Annotated in this window: 32 protein-coding genes; 19 read left to right on the plus strand and 13 right to left on the minus strand. The window is 48.1% G+C overall.

Annotation, left to right across the window (positions count from 1 at the left end; translation table 11 throughout):
• The 13 genes from FCN80_RS20880 to FCN80_RS20935 all read right to left on the minus strand — a co-directional run.
• Positions 1-223: hypothetical protein (locus tag FCN80_RS20880; protein ID WP_136992280.1), on the minus strand; the 223-nt coding region annotated here is incomplete at its 3' end.
• Entirely contained in the window at positions 213-425 is a 213-nt protein-coding gene (locus FCN80_RS27500; protein ID WP_136992281.1) for a protein ninH, read from the minus strand. The genes FCN80_RS20880 and FCN80_RS27500, both read right to left, overlap by 11 nt.
• Positions 426-619: 194 nt before the next feature.
• The gene (locus FCN80_RS20890; protein WP_136992282.1) at positions 620-979 is read right to left on the minus strand and encodes a hypothetical protein; all 360 of its coding nucleotides are present in this window, start codon (positions 977-979) and stop codon (positions 620-622) included.
• Between the two features lie 20 nt (positions 980-999).
• Positions 1,000-1,881: a RecT family recombinase gene (locus FCN80_RS20895; RefSeq protein ID WP_136992283.1), complete on the minus strand. Its 882-nt coding sequence runs from the start codon at positions 1,879-1,881 to the stop codon at positions 1,000-1,002.
• The gene (locus FCN80_RS20900; protein WP_136992284.1) at positions 1,878-2,696 is read right to left on the minus strand and encodes a PD-(D/E)XK nuclease-like domain-containing protein; all 819 of its coding nucleotides are present in this window, start codon (positions 2,694-2,696) and stop codon (positions 1,878-1,880) included. Before FCN80_RS20900 ends, FCN80_RS20895 begins: the two co-directional genes overlap by 4 nt.
• Positions 2,696-2,977: a hypothetical protein gene (locus FCN80_RS20905; RefSeq protein WP_136992285.1), complete on the minus strand. Its 282-nt coding sequence runs from the start codon at positions 2,975-2,977 to the stop codon at positions 2,696-2,698. The genes FCN80_RS20900 and FCN80_RS20905 overlap by 1 nt, the downstream gene beginning before the upstream one ends.
• A gap of 130 nt (positions 2,978-3,107) precedes the next feature.
• Positions 3,108-4,208, minus strand: a complete 1,101-nt coding sequence (locus FCN80_RS20910) for a coiled-coil domain-containing protein (RefSeq protein WP_136992286.1) — start codon at positions 4,206-4,208, stop codon at positions 3,108-3,110.
• Positions 4,209-4,461: 253 nt separating this feature from the next.
• Positions 4,462-4,836 carry a hypothetical protein gene (locus FCN80_RS20915; RefSeq protein WP_136992287.1) on the minus strand — a complete coding sequence of 125 codons (375 nt, stop codon included), beginning with the start codon at positions 4,834-4,836 and terminating at the stop codon, positions 4,462-4,464.
• 27 nt (positions 4,837-4,863) lie between these two features.
• Positions 4,864-5,073 carry a DUF7666 domain-containing protein gene (locus FCN80_RS27625; RefSeq protein WP_445081510.1) on the minus strand — a complete coding sequence of 70 codons (210 nt, stop codon included), beginning with the start codon at positions 5,071-5,073 and terminating at the stop codon, positions 4,864-4,866.
• A 29-nt stretch (positions 5,074-5,102) separates the two neighbouring features.
• The gene (locus FCN80_RS20920; RefSeq protein WP_136992288.1) at positions 5,103-5,417 is read right to left on the minus strand and encodes a regulator; all 315 of its coding nucleotides are present in this window, start codon (positions 5,415-5,417) and stop codon (positions 5,103-5,105) included.
• Between the two features lie 59 nt (positions 5,418-5,476).
• Positions 5,477-5,761, minus strand: a complete 285-nt coding sequence (locus tag FCN80_RS20925) for a transcriptional antitermination N peptide (protein WP_136992289.1) — start codon at positions 5,759-5,761, stop codon at positions 5,477-5,479.
• 870 nt (positions 5,762-6,631) lie between these two features.
• Positions 6,632-7,531, minus strand: a complete 900-nt coding sequence (locus FCN80_RS20930) for an SDH family Clp fold serine proteinase (protein ID WP_136992290.1) — start codon at positions 7,529-7,531, stop codon at positions 6,632-6,634.
• A 104-nt stretch (positions 7,532-7,635) separates the two neighbouring features.
• Positions 7,636-8,373 (minus strand): XRE family transcriptional regulator, encoded by a 738-nt coding sequence (locus FCN80_RS20935; protein ID WP_136992291.1) that lies wholly within the window; start codon positions 8,371-8,373, stop codon positions 7,636-7,638.
• 108 nt (positions 8,374-8,481) lie between these two features.
• Between FCN80_RS20935 and FCN80_RS20940 the strand changes: the two genes are divergently transcribed.
• The 19 genes from FCN80_RS20940 to FCN80_RS21025 all read left to right on the plus strand — a co-directional run bounded on the left by FCN80_RS20940 (position 8,482) and on the right by FCN80_RS21025 (position 19,417).
• Entirely contained in the window at positions 8,482-8,712 is a 231-nt protein-coding gene (locus FCN80_RS20940) for a transcriptional regulator (RefSeq protein ID WP_136992292.1), read from the plus strand.
• A 110-nt stretch (positions 8,713-8,822) separates the two neighbouring features.
• The gene (locus tag FCN80_RS20945; RefSeq protein WP_136992293.1) at positions 8,823-9,164 is read left to right on the plus strand and encodes a CII family transcriptional regulator; all 342 of its coding nucleotides are present in this window, start codon (positions 8,823-8,825) and stop codon (positions 9,162-9,164) included.
• 167 nt (positions 9,165-9,331) lie between these two features.
• The gene (locus FCN80_RS20950; protein WP_136992294.1) at positions 9,332-10,468 is read left to right on the plus strand and encodes a replication protein; all 1,137 of its coding nucleotides are present in this window, start codon (positions 9,332-9,334) and stop codon (positions 10,466-10,468) included.
• A complete protein-coding gene (locus FCN80_RS20955; protein ID WP_136992295.1) occupies positions 10,461-11,798 on the plus strand; it encodes a replicative DNA helicase in 1,338 nt (445 codons plus the stop codon). The genes FCN80_RS20950 and FCN80_RS20955 overlap by 8 nt, the downstream gene beginning before the upstream one ends.
• Before the next feature lie 2 nt (positions 11,799-11,800).
• A complete protein-coding gene (locus FCN80_RS20960; RefSeq protein ID WP_136992296.1) occupies positions 11,801-12,244 on the plus strand; it encodes a recombination protein NinB in 444 nt (147 codons plus the stop codon).
• A 4-nt stretch (positions 12,245-12,248) separates the two neighbouring features.
• On the plus strand, positions 12,249-12,470 hold the full coding sequence (locus FCN80_RS20965) for a hypothetical protein (RefSeq protein ID WP_136992297.1): 222 nt from the start codon (positions 12,249-12,251) through the stop codon (positions 12,468-12,470).
• Positions 12,467-12,790, plus strand: coding sequence for a winged helix-turn-helix domain-containing protein (locus FCN80_RS20970; RefSeq protein ID WP_136992298.1), 324 nt, complete (start codon positions 12,467-12,469; stop codon positions 12,788-12,790). Before FCN80_RS20965 ends, FCN80_RS20970 begins: the two co-directional genes overlap by 4 nt.
• Positions 12,791-12,806: 16 nt before the next feature.
• The gene (locus tag FCN80_RS20975) at positions 12,807-12,944 is read left to right on the plus strand and encodes a NinE family protein (RefSeq protein WP_230492837.1); all 138 of its coding nucleotides are present in this window, start codon (positions 12,807-12,809) and stop codon (positions 12,942-12,944) included.
• The gene (locus FCN80_RS20980; protein WP_230492838.1) at positions 12,920-13,333 is read left to right on the plus strand and encodes a hypothetical protein; all 414 of its coding nucleotides are present in this window, start codon (positions 12,920-12,922) and stop codon (positions 13,331-13,333) included. Before FCN80_RS20975 ends, FCN80_RS20980 begins: the two co-directional genes overlap by 25 nt.
• Positions 13,334-13,336: 3 nt before the next feature.
• Complete coding sequence (locus FCN80_RS20985; RefSeq protein WP_136992299.1) at positions 13,337-13,927, plus strand: recombination protein NinG; 591 nt, start codon at positions 13,337-13,339, stop codon at positions 13,925-13,927.
• Between the two features lie 121 nt (positions 13,928-14,048).
• On the plus strand, positions 14,049-14,453 hold the full coding sequence (locus FCN80_RS20990; RefSeq protein WP_136992300.1) for an antiterminator Q family protein: 405 nt from the start codon (positions 14,049-14,051) through the stop codon (positions 14,451-14,453).
• 214 nt (positions 14,454-14,667) lie between these two features.
• Complete coding sequence (locus FCN80_RS20995) at positions 14,668-15,024, plus strand: hypothetical protein (RefSeq protein WP_136992301.1); 357 nt, start codon at positions 14,668-14,670, stop codon at positions 15,022-15,024.
• Positions 14,996-15,493 (plus strand): lysozyme, encoded by a 498-nt coding sequence (locus FCN80_RS21000; protein ID WP_136992302.1) that lies wholly within the window; start codon positions 14,996-14,998, stop codon positions 15,491-15,493. Before FCN80_RS20995 ends, FCN80_RS21000 begins: the two co-directional genes overlap by 29 nt.
• Complete coding sequence (locus FCN80_RS26520) at positions 15,490-15,909, plus strand: hypothetical protein (protein ID WP_170975478.1); 420 nt, start codon at positions 15,490-15,492, stop codon at positions 15,907-15,909. The genes FCN80_RS21000 and FCN80_RS26520 overlap by 4 nt, the downstream gene beginning before the upstream one ends.
• Positions 15,851-16,024: an Rz1-like lysis system protein LysC gene (gene lysC, locus FCN80_RS27630; RefSeq protein ID WP_445081511.1), complete on the plus strand. Its 174-nt coding sequence runs from the start codon at positions 15,851-15,853 to the stop codon at positions 16,022-16,024. The genes FCN80_RS26520 and lysC overlap by 59 nt, the downstream gene beginning before the upstream one ends.
• Positions 16,021-16,338 carry a hypothetical protein gene (locus FCN80_RS21010; protein WP_136992304.1) on the plus strand — a complete coding sequence of 106 codons (318 nt, stop codon included), beginning with the start codon at positions 16,021-16,023 and terminating at the stop codon, positions 16,336-16,338. The genes lysC and FCN80_RS21010 overlap by 4 nt, the downstream gene beginning before the upstream one ends.
• 528 nt (positions 16,339-16,866) lie before the next feature.
• Positions 16,867-17,088, plus strand: coding sequence for a hypothetical protein (locus FCN80_RS21015; protein ID WP_136992305.1), 222 nt, complete (start codon positions 16,867-16,869; stop codon positions 17,086-17,088).
• 57 nt (positions 17,089-17,145) lie between these two features.
• Entirely contained in the window at positions 17,146-18,120 is a 975-nt protein-coding gene (locus tag FCN80_RS21020; protein ID WP_136992306.1) for a terminase small subunit, read from the plus strand.
• On the plus strand, positions 18,089-19,417 hold the full coding sequence (locus FCN80_RS21025; RefSeq protein ID WP_136992307.1) for a phage terminase large subunit family protein: 1,329 nt from the start codon (positions 18,089-18,091) through the stop codon (positions 19,415-19,417). Before FCN80_RS21020 ends, FCN80_RS21025 begins: the two co-directional genes overlap by 32 nt.
• Positions 19,418-19,419: the final 2 nt, after the last annotated feature.

A 19,419-nucleotide genomic window follows, 5' to 3' on the forward strand; every position in this document is an offset into this window, starting at 1 on the left:
CCGGCACAGACACCGCCTGAATGGGCTGAGATTTATTTTCCTCCGGTCTAATCGCGTCATGGAGACCGTCGAAAAATGCCTGGTTTTCTGCCAGTTGTTTTTTCAGCTCCGCCACTTCCGCGTTGCGAGCATCGTAGCCTGCTTCAAAAAATTTCTGATAGCTAAACGGATACATCTCCGATGTTTTGCAGAATTCCTCAAACGCTTTTTGTTTATCGTTCATATTTACCCCTCTGATAAAGTTTATATAGACGTCCATTAACGATTACATGCCGTTTCATTAAATAATCGTCTCGATATTTCCTGACAGTATTCCGATTGATATGCAATGATTTGGCCGTGGCAGAAACAATACCGTGGTTGGCCTCCAACGATTCAGGAATGCTCGTTATCGCTAGAGTGACAACCTCCTCAATCCAGGGCATTTTTTACCTCATATTCGGATAGATTGTCCCAACCTGACGTAATTCAGTTGATTTGTGTTCGAGAGAGCCAACGCTATCCCATCGCACCCATGCCCAATCGATATCATCACGACGGTTAATTATCGTAACCTGTCCTACGCCATATTGGTTAGGATTGCGTTTCAGGACGACCAGACTGTTTATTTTTATGTCCATCACATTTTCTCTCCTGCAACACGGCAGTTGTCATAATATAGCCATTTGGTCCCATCGGCTGATATTTGATATGTGCCGCCACGTTTGATAAAAATGACTCCCTGTGCGTCTATCGCCCTGAAAATTCCCCTTTTTACCTCGTGGATTATGGGCGATGTCAGAACATATTCATCCTGAACAACTTGGAACATTGAGCCATTATCAGCAATCAATGCCGCATTTTTCCGTTGACCATCGACACGAACTGGTTGTTCGTTAAATCCTATTACTGCATAACCATCGCAAACCATGATTTTTGTCTGGTCAGCATAAGATAATGCTGAAATTAATAATAGGATTGATGTAATTAATATTTTCATGTTGTTCTTTAGCCTTGCTATTACATCGGAACTTCGTTCATTTCGTCCTTGCGGATTTGATAAACGTCCGTGGCTTTTTGAAGTTCATCCGGATGGCCGGCCAATTTGAGGGCGCTATATTTATAGAATCTATCGAGTTCCTCAATATTTTTTGCCCCACCGGCCGCCGCTGTGAAGTCAGCAAGTAATTCGTCGGGCTGGCGTTCATCCTTTTTCTTTTGCTCTGGCTTTGCCTCGATGGGCTGTTTGGCATTGATGAGATTGTTTAAGTCGCCAGTTGTCCGAGCAGGAGTAATATCACGCTCCTTACGTTCCGATGGTTCGAACTCATCAGGCGTGTAAACCCCGAGAATAACGTCAGGGCAATATAGTCTGGCCCAATATTTTATAGCTAAATACGCAAGCTGCTGTTTGGGTGCCGTCTTCCATAATGGGGAGTTGCGTGTTGCGACGAATTCCATATATAGCGGCTCACCCCAGGTGATTTCCGTTTCACCACGCAGTACGGCGCCTACCTGGATATATAATCCAGCCTCGGTTTTAGGATTCTTATCTCCCGGTTTGAATGCCTCCCAGTTACCCCCGTACTTGTATTTAAACCTGCCGTTTACGGCAGTGGAACTGGTTATGACAGCATTAACCAGTTGAGCTTCATAACCCAACGTCCCGTTTACCAGATGCGTTTTCTGAGCTACTGCATAGGGATTCATGCCCCATTGCGCCGCCTGCAATGCTACGGCCAGACAGTCTGCTGGTTTGCCTGCTAAATGCGCCGGCACTGTCGCTTTGCCCTCTGCCATTACGGACGCGAAGGCTTGCAATTTCTGTAAGCCGGTGGGGCTAAAAATGGCAGATTTCGTATCGGCTTCGTTGGCCGGAGACTGGATAATTTCATTGCTCATGCTCTGTCCTTCCTCTTAGCCCATTCGGGGCGACTGAGTTCTTCGATACCGCCCCAATTACCGGTTTCTCGGCATTCATGATAGGTTTGCAGGTCTTGACGGAATAAATCATGCCCTACGGATACGTCGTCTTTTTCAAGCTGGAAGACCCGCACCGGATAGCGACCACAATCAATGGATTCGCTCACTGCGATAAAGCAGAAAAGGGGATATTCACTCAGGGTTTGGTAATAACCCTCCCGGTACATCGCGTCTTGGACGTGATAGCGGAATTCCTCTACATGCCGTTGGAATCGAGACATGTCGGCGACTTTTTTCACGTCAATGATCACGGGTTGGTCAGACAGATATTTATCCGGGCGGATCCGGCAAAGTTCGCCGGTTTCGCTATCAGTCCAGTAAAAAGACGATTCGCAATAGCCGTCAGCCTCAAGCAGCCATCGCGCCGCCGGATGTGCCAATGCGCTTTCGCGCATCAACTTGAGCTTGCGTCCCTGCTCGGCATCCATGACCGTCATTCCCATACCTGAACAATCCTCCAAAAATGCTTTTTCTGCCGCTTTGCCATCATTAGTCCGACGATTGAATTCGGGAGCTACGATAAATCGTTTATCAAATTCATCCGGTTCCAATAGCATGCAATGCAGGGCAGTACCCATGTCTAACGCAGCCGTTTTTTCCTCATCGACGGGAGCATATTTTCGCCACTGGAAAATTGCTGGATTGATGGCTATATCGTCCAACTGAGATTTGCTGACGCCATCACCTGCATGATAATCAGCATTGGTAATATCGTGGTAAATACCGGGTTTCATCACGCCACCTCATCCGGAACATAATAATAAATCTCCATGGCCTTATCGAGCCGTTTGGCTCTGAGGATGATTTCGTATATTGCATCACCCAATGCGTCATTATAATTTGCTAGAACAACATTCAGTGATTCACGGGACGCGAATTTTGATAGTCCAGAAACCAATTCTCCCTGGCTCCAGGATGACAAATCAGTTTCAGCATCCTGCTGTAAAATTTCATTTTCCTCCGGTGAGAATGATTCAATAATTTTATCCAATTCCTGAATTTGTACTGAATTCATTGTATCCTCCCGCTATACCGCATTAATAACCGTGTTGCCCGCGCCCATGTAATATCGCGGCGACGGAGAATAGCTCGGCGGGCCAACGCTTGCGCCAGCCGCAGATATTTAATTTTTATGGGATTACCTGTTAATAATTGATTTGCACTGCCGGAATATTTCCTAACGCAATTTCAGTAATGCATTTTTTGGCACATTCTTCCGGTACGCCGGCATTGATTAGCGCGGACACAGCCGCACGATTAACCGTTCTCCGATGTTCCTTATTGGCTTCCCGCTTTGCCTTTTCATCAGCAATCCGTTGCACCTCGGCGATTCTGGCCTGTTCCCTGGCTTCAGCTTCTTGCTGCGCCCTCAGGCGTTCGGCATCGATAGCAACCTGTTTTTCCCGCTCAGCTCGTTCCTGGGCTTCTATGGCTTCGCGTTCGGCTCTTTGCTGGGCTTCGATACGTTCACGCTCTGCGCGTTCCTGAGCGGCTCTGGCTTCTGCCTCACGCCGTGCGGCGGCTTCGATTTCAGCTTTGGCTCGTGCCTCGGCTTCTTGTTTTGCCTGCTCAGCGGCTTCACGCTTTAAACGTTCCTCACGCTCACGCTGGGACTTCTCTTCCGCTTCCTTGCGTAGCCGCTCCAATTCGGCAGTTTCTTCTTCGCGCTTCCTGGCTTCAGTGAACGCTAATTCAAGCTTCCGCACCGTTGCATCTTTTGCTACGCCGGCTTCTGTTGCGAACTCCTGCCATTTATCATCAAGGGCAACTAATTTTGCTTCCGCCAGCCGACCTTGAATATCAACTGAATCAAGATAATTACCAGCATCGTCGATTACATCTCCTAATGCCCGCAAATAGGCGAGCCTTTTCCGGATAGTTTCCTTTCTATCCTCTTCGGCTTGCTCCCATTCTGTTACGGGCCGTCTAATCTCTACTGCCAATTCATCTAGGGCATCTCGTACCCGTTTGCGACTAGCGTCTACCAGGGCAGGACGTTTTTTCATCTCAGCAACGAGGTTTTTACCAGCTTCGTCGATTGCCGCCTTCGTCTTTCGGACGTTAGATGACATGCTGATATATACGCCGCGACCTTTAGTGGTATTAATATCGCCGACTACTGAAGATGCCTTTTGCGTGATTTCAGCAATAAGATTACTGATATAGTCATCGCTGATAAATGCGGCTTCGAGGTCTGTCGGAGTAGCAGGCAATGAAACCAATACGAGTTCTTTTGATTCGCTCATTAATCCCTCGCCTTATTTTAATAATTCAGTAGAAATCAGGAATACCGTAAACCAGAACAACGCGCAGAATACAAATATCCCCATCCACGCCATGCGTTTAGTGATTGTCATCATATGCTCGCTATCTGGCATAGGAGAGCCAGCGTTGAAACTGCAATGATAAATGCCCAGGCTCGCCAGCCGAATATACGTGGTATAACTATCGGCTCGTCTGGATTTTTTTCATAATGCGGATCCCAATGAACATGAATTCTCATTCGGTAACCTCGATAAATTCGCCATCCTCATCCAGACGATATTCTGTGTTGGGCTTAATTCCATTTTCGCCTACATTGGCAATTTCGTATTTATAACGTTTGCCGTTCCAGCGCTGGATGATCAGTACTGAGTCATCGCCACCGGTCAGGGTGCTGCGATAGCCACCGGTCAGGGTGCTGTAATCGCCACCGGTCAGGGTGCTAAACACGATCGCCTTGCCGGCGCCGCCGTTCTCTACGAGATAGGCAATAGCACCTTCACGGTCGCCGCAGTAAACAACGTCAACTGACGGGAATTTAACTTTTCCGTCCAGGTCGATGTATTTGTCTGCCTCAACAGCGCATACCAGCCATTTGGCGTCACTGTCCATGTTCAAATACGACGAAGCACCCTCGCCCTATAACAGGCCATGCAGGCCATTACCGCATTCCTCGGTCGGCTCCCAATCGGGGCATTCAACCAAACCAGATTCAGGCCAAACGAAATCATTGCGAGAGGTCATATCGGAATTGCACGTGCGCAGCACTAAAACTGTATCGTTCATGGTTATTCCTGTAATTTGGGCGAAAAAACCCGCACGGTGGCGGGTATGAGTGGCTATGAGCATGCGCCCGTTAGACGCATGAGCGAGGCACTCTAGCAATACGTTTGGTCTGTAAATGGTTCTCGCGGTTTATGATTGAAACGATGCCAACCGTCAGTTAATTCAAACTCAAAATAACTTTCACGCTTTTCCGCAAAACCCAATTCAACGGACAATGCATGTAATTCATGACGCCGTTTTATTTGCGCCATCGCTATCCAGCCGGCATCGGCATTACGTTTCTGGCATTGTTTAGGCGTCATATCTCGATAATCCATTTCGGATAATTTTTGTAGTCGCTTCATGTCAGATTTCATATCGCGCAAAATCGTCAACATAGACTCGATACGCTGTATATCAGTCGCCATATTTACCCCAATATTATTATTGACCGTCTGCCATCCCCTGGCGTGATTTATCCCTGAAACTATCTTGCCGTAATCGCGTCAGCCTGCTTTCTGTGGCCGGCGCGGTATAAACTCACGTCAGGCAAACAGCACGAACCTGACTCCATTTGCTGCATATTCGGGACTATCGGATTAACTGCGTTCATTACCCGTGATGAACATCCCTCGGATAATTTGGTAAATGCGGCGTCAATTTTGCGGGCCAACTCTGCATCATCGCGACGCTTTGCCATCAACTCACCGCGTTTGCGATACCGGCGTGTTTTGGCGTTCTCAGTCGCGAGGATGGTAATGACTATTGTCATGATTGCCTCCAGTGGTTTTATACCTGACGACCTTAATCAGCATCGGCAGGGTAAATCCGCTCATCATATGGCTGCTTATGCGTTATCCGGGCGCCAACCGGCCACTCAGTGATGCTTATGCCTCCTCTCCCTCACTACGTCGCCGTGGGAGCCAGACCGGATTAACGCCGTCTTCACGCTGCCTGAAATCAAACAGGCATCCAAATGCGGTCTAACCGCTTTAGTGCACCATTTCGGCACCTCCTGTAGTTAGTTTCCGTCTCCTACATTGGCAGGAGAAATCCCATGTCTGTTAAAGAGCAGTGCTGCTGAACCCTCCCTGGTGAATCCTGGCGTCCTGCCGTGGCATCCTTGCCTGACTTCCATATCAACCGTGGCTCCTGCCGTGTTCCGTGTTGATGGAATGAATATAGCTAAAACTATTATTGAAGTAAATAGCTTTAGATATAAAATAATAGAAAATGATATAATTTCATTGATTTTAAATAGATTTTTCTTTGAAAAAATCTTCTCACGCCCGGCCTGGGCGCAGATTGGGATGGACTACCGGTGTCGATAGGCCAGATTTCGAGGAATGATGTTTACTACGGGATGGAATTGGTCAGATTATGTACAGGAGGGAGGCATGAAAAACCCGGCGCGGGGCCGGGTCTATGGAGAATGAATTAATTTAGATACTAATTTCGACGTTAAATCGATTGTTTAACAAAGAAGGTCCGCATGCCAGCTCATAAGAAGGTTTTCGCAGAACTCCTTTTTCTCGTAATTCATTGATTCTTTTGATGCTATCATTAGAATCTGGGGATTGTATAATTTTTTCCACCTTTTGGTCAATGTGTTGTTTTTTTGTCATATAAACTCCGCACTAAGCTAAATTGCATCGGGAGAAAAGCTTGTTAGAACAAGAACCTGCAACTTTGCTCTCTCCATGTATTCCATAATTACTCTGTGTAAATTCCTAATAGAATCTGACATTTGTGGATTATTGGTATAATCTTCTATTTTAAGATGTAACTCATTGATTAATGTATTAATTCCAATCATTCTGCTATGAGAGTGCCATTTTCTATTATCGCTCAGAGCCTTGGCTATCTCTTGTGCTCGGTTTGTTTTTTGCCGTTTTGTAACAATTTTACCAACTTTCAATGGGTTTGTTTGATGAGTATTCCAATTTCTGAATTTATACTCAACAAGCCATTTTTTCAGTAAGTCGATAGAAAGATCCCTTGCTTGTTCAAATCTTCTAAGTTGAGCAAGGTCAAGGTTAGTTAACATTGCCAGTTCGGCATCAGTCAGCTTCCCTTCGGCTGATTTTTTTATCAGCTCTTCACTTTTGTCGAGGTATCCTAAAGCAGGAACCCATCGCCCATCAGGTAGTAACAATTGGGGATCGATTGGTCCTAGTGAAGAAGAATAATCCATGAAAATCCTATCGCCGGACATGCACCATATAGTGCCTGCTGACATTGCAATATCCGGGACAATAAATGAGACCTCTTGGTAAAAATGTCTTGTTATTTCTACCATTTTTTCCACAGCTTCAACGGATCCACCCGTTGTATACAAAATTATCACCAAACACTTTGGATGCCCTTCTTCAGCCTTGTTTTTAGAGGCAAGATTTTCAATCTTCGGCTGATAAACATCCTTGGACCAAAACTGTATACCTCCATAGTATGCTATGACATCACATCCTTCAAAATTACTTTTACCAAATTGAGTTATATGCCAAGAAATGTGCGCTTCAAGCGCATTATCGAGATATGCCATATGCGTCCTCAATATTTATATAAATTTCAATAATATCAAAAACATATAAAATTTTTTATAACATACTCTTCATCATTAGATACATCCCACCCCTTAGGGGAGCATCACACCAGCACCGAGTACCAGAAGACGCGACCGATGATTTCAACGTCACTTTCCTGGGCCTCTTCGTCATCACTGCCGTTAAAGCTGTGAATCACTAACCGCCCACCTGGGCGGCGATACAGTTGTTTTATGCGCTTTAACTGATCGTTCCCACCACCAGGCTGACCGATGGCATATAGCTTCCCGTCGATGATGCGTTTGTTGTTCGTGTCGATGGCTACTGTCGTGCCGTCAGGAATAATCGGTTCCATGCTATCGCCGCGAGCTGGGAAGCAAAGCACACCCGATCCGTCCGTATTCGCTCCAACCTTGCGCAATGTCGATTTGGAAAATCGCAGCATAAAACCGTTATGGTCTTCATCCATGATGCGCCCGTCTCCACAGGCGAATTCAATATCTTTCAGATACGGGACTTCAACTTCATCATCGCGGAGTGGCGTATCGTCATCCCATGGATCGACCGTTCCCCACTCGGATTTCGGGGGAATAGATGATCTTGGATTATGAGCCGTCATCCCTTCCGCACGCATCGGTTCTTCACCGTTAGCAAGCCATTCTGGCCGAACGCCAAGAACTTTGGCTATTTGAACGGTTTTCTTAGAACCTTTAGCGCCACCACTGACCAATTTCCATACACTTGGTTGCGCCATTCCTACAGATTCAGCAAGGGCGCCTTGAGTAAAGCCACTTTCCTTCATGGCTATGTTAAGTCGTTCTGAGAATGTCGTATTTTTCATAATCTCATCATATAGCCATAGCTATCTATCCATCAAATAGACTTGCCTATTTACAAATTGAATAGCTAAGACTATTATTCAATGGAAAGTGAAAGCAGGAGCTATTTTATGGTCAACAAAGTCATTAACGAGGCTATAACCGCCGTTGGGAGTCAGCAGAAGCTTGCTGATGCTTGCGGCGTAAAACAGCCATCTGTATGGGCTTGGTTGCATGGGAAAAAGAAGGTATCCGCCGCAAATGCCAAGCGCATTGAAAAGGCCACCAACGGAACTATCCCTGCTTACCTAATCCGACCAGATTTAAGCGATCTTTTCCCTCACCCGGACAAGGTCGCGTAAGAAACGCCACTGTTCTTTAAAACAGCTGATACGCTCCGCCGGTGTGGAGCAACCCATTGTGACAGGTCACGGCCTAGTCACGCATTTAATCAACCAGGGAATTATCACAGATGGACATCGCATATCAACGCAACAGAGCGCGGGAAATTGAAACGCGCATAAGGGGCAAAATTCAGGCAATGGGAGTGTGTCGGGTGGCTGACGTGGTCGGGGTTCATCAATCCCAGGTTAGTCGCTGGCAGACGGGAGACAACGTTGTAAGCAAGGCCGCCAGATTATTAGCGGCAATCGGATTTGATGAGCCGGATAACAGTCTGGTGATTCAGGGAGAGGGGACAGCGGAATTGGCCAGAGCGCTGATTGAAATGCTGGAGCATATTCGCGAGCCAGTTAATAGCCCCAAAAAGAAAAAGTCTCGCGGTGCGACAACACAGCGAGACCTATTTGAATAACCATATCAGCAAAGGAATTATAGCATGCCAAAACATGTTGATAAATCTTATATCCAACGAATACACAAAAATATTGCTCGCTCGCGCCTCCTTCGATTAATCGATCCGGTTTTTGCAGAGAAGATGCGGAAAGTTTTGGATGAGTATAAGGCGAAGGAGAAAAGCAAATGAGCAATACAGCAGAAATATATGATTTTAACGCTGCTCATCAGCGCAGGAGTTCACGGATGGAGAACCAAAGAAAAGGGCACTTCGCCCTATTCAGAAGTCTTCTGTCCACGGATTGGGCTAAAGACACGGCAAAATTGGCCTTGTGGGTAAGGATGCTGGGAGAGGCAACCCATAAGCCGAGAACAGTCGAATTTGCCGGGAAAAATTGGAATTTAAATGCAGGTCAGTTGGTGACCACCCCGGTGGTCCTGGCCCGAAAACTTCGGGATAGTGATGGCAACGAGAAGAGCGCTAAAGCTGTTACTCGGATGTTGGGTTTTTTCATACGTGAAGGTATGATTTCGACTGAAGGTACGCCATTTGGAACTGTGATCACCATAACAAATTATGCCGATTATCAGGGGTTATTACCCGGTGAACCATCCGTCCAACCATCCGGGGAACCTACCGTCCAACCTAAACCCAGGAATGGCGCGGGTTTGGAAGGTATACCCGGTGAACCATCCGTCCAACCATCCGGGGAACCTACCGTCCAACCTAAACCCAGGAATGGCGCGGGTTTGGAAGGTATACCCGGTGAACCATCCGTCCAACCATCCGGGGAACCTACCGTCCAACCTAAACCCAGGAATGGCGCGGGTTTGGAAGGTATACCCGGTGAACCATCCGTCCAACCATCCGGGGAACCTACCGTCCAACAGAACAAGAAGTTATTAGAACAAGAAATAAATAATAATAAAAATACCTTGTCCGAAAGTGTTCGGACGGAAGGTGTTAAACCTGCCAAGAAAAAACCAAAACCATCCGCTGCCCTTCCTGAGTTTGATCGCATACGCCTAAGGGATACGTGGAACTGCAAAGCCGGGAAGTTTGGCATACCCAAAATCCGCAGCATCACCACCACCACCGAGAACGGGTTGAAACGCCTCTGGGCATCGTACATCAAGCAGTGCCACGAGCTTGGCCGAGAGCCGCGTGATGTTGATACGGTGCTCAATGGCTATTTGGAGCAAGGCTATCAGCCCACTGCCTGGGCCTGCGGAGGGAATCCGGAGGGGAAGAAATACGGTATCGATACTGCATTGCGCCAGGAAAAAATCGACCAGATTTTAGGGATGGAAAGCGATGGATAGCTACGAATTTGAAGAATTATTGGTCGGCTCGATGCTGGCAATCGGTGATCACGTTCACTCGCGTGAAATCGCCGCAAAGCTGCCACCGGAGGCTATCGAGAATTTTCACCTGCGCAAGATGTACGAGGTCATCGTCAGCCTGCTGGGCAAGACCGAAGCCATTGACCCCTTCACGGTCCGTGATGGCGTTCCGGAGGGAACAAAGGCGTTTGTGCTGGAGGTCAGTAAACGCGCCTCGATGGCGAATAATATCCGGGTCTGGGCTAAACGTGTGCGCCAATGCTGGATGGTCCGAAAGGGCCTGACCGACCTGAAGGTAGCTATGTCTTTGCTGGAAAGCGCGTCGCCTGACAATCTCAACGAGCGGCTTGCTGAAGTGAGCGGGACGCTGGCTAAAATTCAGTTCGAGACCAACGAAAAACTCCCGCGCCGGGTTGCCGACATGATCCCGGATTATCTTAACGTTCTGGATAAGCGCATGGCTGGGGCAACCTCCGGGTTATACCTGCGTACCGGCATAGAACCCATGGACGAGAAATACGGGGGATTTGACCGTACCGACCTGATAATCATCGCTGGACGTCCTGGTATGGGGAAAACCGAGCTGGCAATCAATATCGCCAACTCAATCGGGCGGGACAAGGGCCGAGGGCTAATTATCTCTCTCGAAATGTCCGATTTGCAGGTTGTTGAGCGCCACATTGCCGACCGCTCTGGTATACCGATAGGCGTTCTCCGTCAGCCACTCAACATGCAGGAGGAAGAATACGCCATGCTGACGGCGGCCACCGGGACGTTGCTGGATGAGGAAAATTATGTCCTGTCTGGTTCGTTCAACGTGGATGAAATCATCGCCCACGCAGAGCGAATGGTCATGGATACTGGCCTGGGATTCCTGGCTATCGACTACCTCGGCCTGATACCAAAACCCAAAGCTGAACGCCCTGATTTGGCGATAGCTGAAATTACCCGGAAGCTGAAGCAATTTTGCCTGCGCAACAAGGTGCCGGTGATATTGCTTTCCCAACTCAACCGCGGTCTTGAGTCGAGAGGGGAGAAACGCCCCAATATGGCAGACCTGCGGGAATCTGGCGCCATTGAACAGGACGCTGACGTTATTATCTTTCCCTACCGGGATGAGGTTTATAACGAGAATAGCAATATGCGCGGGATTGCTGAAATCATTATCGGTAAATACCGTTCAGGTAAACCCCAAACGTTTTATATGGGCTGGCGAAATGGTCACTTCAAAAATATCGACCAGCAGGAAGCAGCAAGACGTTTTGCCGAAAATGAAAATCATCATAGTGGAAAAACAGACTGGAGATAGATATGGATAAACAGGTTTATTACCTGCGCACTCCAGAAATACGCCAAAACCTCATAGACCATATCAGGCAGTTACCCCTCAGTTCAGACAAGCCTCTCACCATCACTATTCAAGAGCGAAGCCGTTCGCTAGACCAGAATCGCAAACTTTGGGCCACGTTGTCCGATGTGTCTAGGCAAGTGAACTGGCATGGTCGCTGGCTGGATAGCGAAAGCTGGAAAGCGATATTCACCGCGGCTCTGAAAAAGCAGGATGTCGTTCCAAACCTAACCGGTGATGGGTTTGTTGTGTTGGGGCAATCAACCTCAAAGATGCGCGTCAGTGAGTTTAGCGAGTTACTGGAATTAATAGCAGCTTTTGGAGCTGAGAAGGGTGTGAAATGGAATGATGAGGCACGTCAGGCATTGGAATGGGCGCAAAGGTGGGGAATAAATAATAAGAGGTAATCCTATGCCATCAACATTACAGCAATACCTCGATGAAACTCTCTATATCAAAGACGGGGGACCGGTAAAGCGCGGCGATGAAATGGATATTCATCTGAAAAAATTCCTCGCAGAGATTTGGCCTATCGCATTCCACGCTGGATATGAGAAAGCCGTTCAGGACGGATTCAAGGCCAAGCCTCGCAGCCATCAACGCGTGAAATTACCGGAGAAAATCATACCATGAAAATTCCAGCAGAAAAATTGAGAAAAATTATATATCAATTGGTGAGTGAAAATGATGGCATCACCAATAATGAAATAATATTAAAATTAGGGATGTCAGCGACTACTATTCAGGTCACAACAAAACAAATGACGGATGATGGTTTTCTATTTAGGAGTGGTAGTGTCAAAGAGTATCACCATCACATCACGAATGACCATGAACCACCAAAACCATCCGGACGGATAGATATTTTTACGGAATATCGGGAAACCAGCAAAATTTATCAGTTCGATAAACGACTGCGTGAGGTGAGAAAAAATTATGATGCGATGGCGTAGTCCGACATTGATGATTATGGAAAATTCAATATTCCAACCCACCAAACGAAGCCGCAATAAACCCAAACCCATACCCACCGCAGACCAAATAACATCCTATCAGCCTACCACGGGATTCCATGACGTCAAATGGGCGAGATTGAGGGGGAGATAATGATAGTTATACATAGGGGCTTTGGCCTAAGCATTAAACGCGGACACATGTTCGGCGATAAAGAGTCTCAAAGAAAAATGTTATCCATAAAACTACCGTTTCTATCAATTTATATTTTGAACGGAAAATCATCTGATTATTTCTATCAAGTCGCTAGATTTGCGTTTAATGACCCTGATTGGTTTATCGAGAACCATGCGGCGGTGAGACAGGCTAAGCGGGCGGCTCAGAAAAACAAGGATATTGCATGGATAAAGGCTCGGGAAGAGGCGCAGGCCGATTATCAAAAGCAGCTTGATGAGCTTCGTGAAGAAAACTACCAACTCAAGCAACGCTGCCGAGAAAATTCAAGGGACATTGAAGCCTATAAAAAGCTGATGCAGAGGTGAGACATGAATATCCCAAAGCGCCGTAATTGCAAAAGTTGTGGAAAAACCTTCAAACCTACGGCCTTCTACGTCTGGTGGTGCTCTGATGAATGCAGAGATGAAGTTATCAGGACGGCAGCCGAAAAAGGGCGTCAGAGCGTTGCCAGGAAGAAAGCGGCGGCATTGAAGGAAGAGCGTAAGATGTGGCGTGAGCGCAAAGCCGCAGTTAAGCCCCTTAAACATTGGGAGGACATGACGCAGCGTGTCGTTAACGATTATGTCAGAGAGCGCGACAGGGATTTACCCTGTATCAGCTGCGGAACGTGGATAACTGTCCAATGGGAGGCTGGTCATTATCGTTCAAGGGGTGCCGCGTCTCATCTCAGATATAACGAACTCAATATAAATAAACAGTGCCATCGCTGTAATGACGAGCTGTCGAGTAACGCCATTCCATACCGTGAAGGTTTGATAGAAAAAATCGGTCTTGAGCGCGTTCTGGCGCTGGAGAATGACAACACCCCTCACCGATATACCCGGGAAGAATTGGACAGTATACGGGCTCATTATCGGGCGAAACGGAGAGATTTATTGAAGCATCGGGAGGCCGCGTGACCCCCTCCCAAATATCAGACCTCCGGCATTTCTGGTGTGTCCTCACCATAGCGAGGTATTGGGCACATACCAGTTTTGAATGTGATTACGATTTACTCAGAAGACGAGCGAGGGCCATGGCATGAGAGACATACAGCAGGTTATGGAAAGGTGGGGGGCTTGGTGTGCAAACAATCATGAGGATGTTTACTGGAGCCCTATCGCTGCCGGATTCAAAGGACTGATACCAAGCAAAGTAAAAACAAGAATCCAATGCTCCGATGAAGATGGCCTAAAAATATCTGAAATCATGGCTGGCCTGCGCGGCAAGCAGCCGGTAACCCATGACCTGCTGTTTGACTATTACGTGTTTGGCAAAACGTTTATGGCGCTGGCTAATGAGCATCATTGCTCTGATACCCATATTGGGAAAAAGCTACAGAATGCTGAGGGTGTGATTGAGGGGTATTTGATGGCGCTGAATATCACCCTGGAAATGGACCGGGATATTGACCGTAATTTTTTGAAAAGTGTCATGGTCGCCTGACGATAAAATAATTAAGAAAAAAGTTTACGATCGTAAAAATTGCGATATTCTGATAAGAGTGACGACTACGTCAAAGAGCTTATCGAATTATTAAGGCTGCCACCTGGCGGCCTTTTTGCGTTTCCAGCCTGTCTCGGATTTCCCCAGTACCAATTACGGCAGGCGATTTTTATTCCCCACACAGCGCCAACCCGAATCCTACGGGAGGTGGAGCATGTACCGAATGAATGACAAATCTGATATCGCCACTCACGGCGGCGCATTAGTCACGCTGCTATCCAGCCTGATGGGATTAACCACAATGGAAATGTTTTACATCGTCATTGCGCTGATCGGGGCGGTCATATCTCTACTGGGCTATCTGGACAAACGTAAGACCGAAAAACTGAATCGGTCAGTGGCCCTGGAGCGGGCAGCATTCGATCAGCAGCGGACAAAGGCCATTGTTGATTTTCTGAAAGGTTCCCCGTCGCACGATTCCAGCCAGGCGGCCCAAGTCGTTCAGAAAGTAAACCAGATTTTGGTCGAGACGGAGCAAACAGATGGCAATGTCACCGCAGCTGAGGAATAAGGTTATATCAGCCGCCACAGGTGGAGCTATAGCCATCATCGTTGCTTATCTCCCTGGTCAGTACGGTGTAGAAGGGACCACGCATTATGCGTTTAAGGATCCCGGCGGCGTTTGGACAGTTTGCGATGGTCATACAGGTAACGATGTAATCCCAGGCAAATATTATTCCGATGAGGAGTGCGGGATATTGCTCGAAAGGGATTTGACCCCGGTAAAAAAAGCTGTTGATTCCACCGTGAAGGTGAAAATAGACAACTACACCCGCGCCGCGCTTTATTCATTCGCTTTCAATGTTGGCATCACCGCTTATAAAAACTCCGCACTGCTGCGCCACCTGAACGCCGGTGATATTACCCACGCATGCAATGACCTGCGGCAATGGGTCTATGTGAACGGACAGCGGAACAAGGGCTTGATTAACCGCCGTGAAATCGATCGCCAACTTTGTTTCATGGGACAGCAAAAATGATCAACAAAATCGCTGTCGCGGTGACGATTATCCTCGTCATGATATTTGGCATTCTGGCCTGGGTCGCGTTCCACTATTACGGGAAATACTCCAGCGAAGTGACCACCAACGCCACACTTACCAAGGAAAACAAATCTGCTGCGCTGGTGGTCGCTAATCAGGAACGGCTCGTAAATATTTTCAACACCATCGCCGGGGCAACGCTCAATGAACAGGCCAAAAACAAATCCGACAGCCAGGAAAGGGAAGTGGTTATCCAAACCGTTCTCAAAACTGAGCCGTGCGCTGTTACCATTGTGCCTGCTGCCGCTGCTACAGTCCTGCTCGACCACTACAACGCAATACGTCAAAACACCGGTGCCGCCGATACCGGCCAGTTTGACGCAACAGTGTCCAGTCAGCCCGCCACCAAGTGACCCGCTGACCTATGGCGCTGCGGTGGAATGGGATGAGGCATTGCTAACTGACCTGCAAAACTGCAACGCCCAATTATCCGGTATTCGTCAAATCGAGGCCGAGAGACAGAAATGATTAAAAAGCTTATCGCATGGTTCTACGCCATTTATTTCACTCCAGTTGCCGCAACGCCGGCGACCGAAACCCAACCATCCGAGGTAAAAACCGTGACTGACATTACCGCATCTGATACCACTACCGCACAGACCGCAGTTGATCCGACCGTAGCCGTCGACCCGACCGCTACTATCCAGCCGACACCAGTGCAGGAAGTAAAAACCGGCGTTGCCGACTTTGAAGCCGCATACAAATTTGTTGTGGCCGGCATTGAGCAGCTCGGCGCCGGTGCTGAAGACGAATTGAAGGCGCTGGCAAAGAAATACCTGTAATCAGTGCAAGGCCCATCAAGGTGGGCCTGACAGTGATTATAGCGTTGTATCTTCGCTGTCTCCCCGCTTTAACGATGACCGTAGCCACCGGAAGGTGGGAACTCCTCTGCGTGAGTGGGTGGGGTTAATCAATAAAGATGCATACCAGGGCTTACCGTATCGCTGCGGGTTCCCCTTTCATGGTAGCGGCACCGGCTATGGTAGCAAACGGGGTGCGTTAATTTAGATAATTCTGTATTTTTTATAAAATTCAGAATTTACAACTAAAAAATAAGCATAATTCAGTTAGGAGTTGTCAAAAAAACCGGGATTATATTTCAACGAACAGTTGAATATGCTGAATGGAAAAGAAGAAATTTACAGTTGACCCCCAACAGCGCAAACGAAACCTATTGCTACCTGCTGGACAGGATGTTTACCGAGTTCGCGCCGCTTATCAAAAAAGAAGAATAAAATTTTGACGTGCGGCTTCGTCTTTGCATTCCGTTGGTGCTAGCGTGAAATCTCCTTTACTGATGGGGGATTGCGATGTTAGAGGATTATTTTGCCGGCAGTTCGCGTACCGAAGAGGAAGCGAGGACTAAGCATCAAAGATTATTAGCCGTTCAGGCAGCACTTGAAATAGCAAAAGCTTCTGCTGGCTCTTCGGATGCATGCACTGGTTCGAAAGTTGAGATTGACATGAGAGATGCAGGTGAGCAGGTAACAATATTAGCTGATGCCATTCAGGCCGCTTTAGAAATTAAATAAGAATAAATTGCAATATTCAAACGAGCCGCCTTCGGGCGGTTTTTTTATGGAGTCAACATGGCTAAACCGGACTGGGGCGAGCTTCAGCAACGGTTCCTGTCCGATCACGCCAAATCTGGCATATCACCCAAAGAATGGTGTGAAGAGCAGGGGCTGAACTACACATCTGCTCGTCGATACATCAAAAAGCCGACTGCGCAAAAAACTGCACAAAGAAAATTGCGCACTGCGCAGGCTGAAAAGAGCGCAGAAAAGCTGGTCGCCAATGAAGCGCTGACAAAACAGCAACGCAATTTTGTCGCGGAATACCTGAAAGACGGCAATGCGACACAAGCGGCTATCAGGGCCGGCTACAGCGTAAAGAGCGCCGAGCAAATCGGTTATCAACTCCTTCAGAAAACTCCAGTTGCGCAGGAAATCGCGCAGCAGCAAAAAGCATCTGCGCAGCGCACGCTTATTGAAGCTGACGATGTCCTCGAAAAAATGTGGCAACTGGCCACCTTCGACGCCAACGAACTGGCCGAGTATCGCCGGGGCTGCTGCCGCCGCTGTTGGGGTGTTGATCACAAGTATCAATGGACCGAGGACGAATATAACGCCGCGGTCGAAAAAGCCGAGTTACGTGATAAGCCGATTCCCGATAATTCTGGCGGAATGGATTACAACCCGACACGCGAGCCGTACCCAGATTGCCCGCATTGTGGTGGAGAGGGGATAGGGCGTGTTTTTCTCCACGATACGCGCAACCTTTCGCCTCTCGCTCGATTGGCCTACTCCGGCGTGAAGATTGGTAAGGGCACCATCGAGATGACCAGCATCAGCCGGGAGAAAATGCTCGAAAACGTGGCTCGTCACCTGGGCTTGTTCGACTCCAAGAACGCAAGGCGCCTACAGGAATTGGAGATGGAGCGCCGAGAACTGGATAACGGCGCAGCCAAGAAGCAATCCGGGCAACACAGCGGCCCCGAGGATGATTATAAATTACAGGCGCTGACACCCGATGAACCTCTCCCAGAGAATCCAATCCTTTGAAGGGCCCGTAGCGCTTACACCAAAACAGGCAAACATCTACGTTTGGGGTTGGCAGCCAAAGGCGCGGTTTCGTGATGCGGTGTGTGGCCGGCGGTTCGGTAAAACGTTCCTGGGCAAAGCGGAGATGCGCCGAGCCGCACGTCTGGCTGATCGCTGGGACGTCAGCATTGAGGATGAAATCTGGTATTGCGCCCCGACGCAAAAACAGGCAAAGCGGGTATTCTGGCGCCGCCTGAAACAGGCAATTCCTCGCCACTGGCGTGACGGCAAACCAAACGAAACTGAGTTATCGATCACCCTACTGAGCGGGCATATCATCCGCTGCGTGGGCCTGAATAATTACGATGACCTGCGTGGTTCGGGACTGTTCTTCGTCTTGATAGATGAATGGGCTGACTGCCCGTATGAAGCATGGGAAGAAGTCATCCGGCCCATGCTTTCAACCTGCAAATATACGGTTGATGGCATTGAGCATGTTGGCGGCCATGCGCTGCGCATCGGAACGCCGAAGGGTTTTAACCATTGCTATGACACATGGTTGGATGGGCAGGAAGGGCGCCAGCCAGATCACAAAAGCTGGCTTTACACTTCAGTTCAAGGCGGTAACGTCCCGCCGGAAGAAATTGAAGCGGCCAAGCGGAAGATGGACCCGCGTACGTACCGGCAGGAATACGAGGCCAGTTTCGAGAACTACCAGGGCGTTGTTTATTACTGTTTCGACCGCCGTCTCAATCATACCGACGAAACAATCCAACCCGGCGATGTTTTGCACATCGGGATGGATTTCAACGTTGGGAAAATGGCCGCGGTGGTATATGTCATGCGAAACGGGCTTCCCTGCGCAGTCGATGAGTTGATGGATATTTTTGACACGCCGGCGATGGTAGAGAAAATAAAATCGCGTTTTACGGATCACTCCATAACGGTCTATCCGGATGCTTCCGGAGATAATCGAAAATCTCAAAACGCTAGCGAATCCGATTTGTCCCTGCTGAAAAAAGCCGGTTTCACTGTTCGCGTTAACCCATCAAACCCCGCTGTCAAGGACCGGGTTAATTCAATGAACGCCATGCTGTGCAACACCTACGGTGAACGGCGTTTGCTGATTAATACGCACAAATGCCCGAAATTCACGCAATGCCAGGAGCGGCAAGTCTACAACGAACATGGCGAGCCTGATAAAAAAAGCGGATTTGACCACGGCAATGATGCCGGCACTTATCCGATTGCATATCTATTCCCAATCAAAGAACGTGTTGTTACCAAAACGACAAATATTCCAATTATGGGACGTTAATC

This window comes from Martelella alba, assembly GCF_005217455.1.
Lineage (GTDB): Bacteria > Pseudomonadota > Gammaproteobacteria > Enterobacterales > Enterobacteriaceae > Acerihabitans.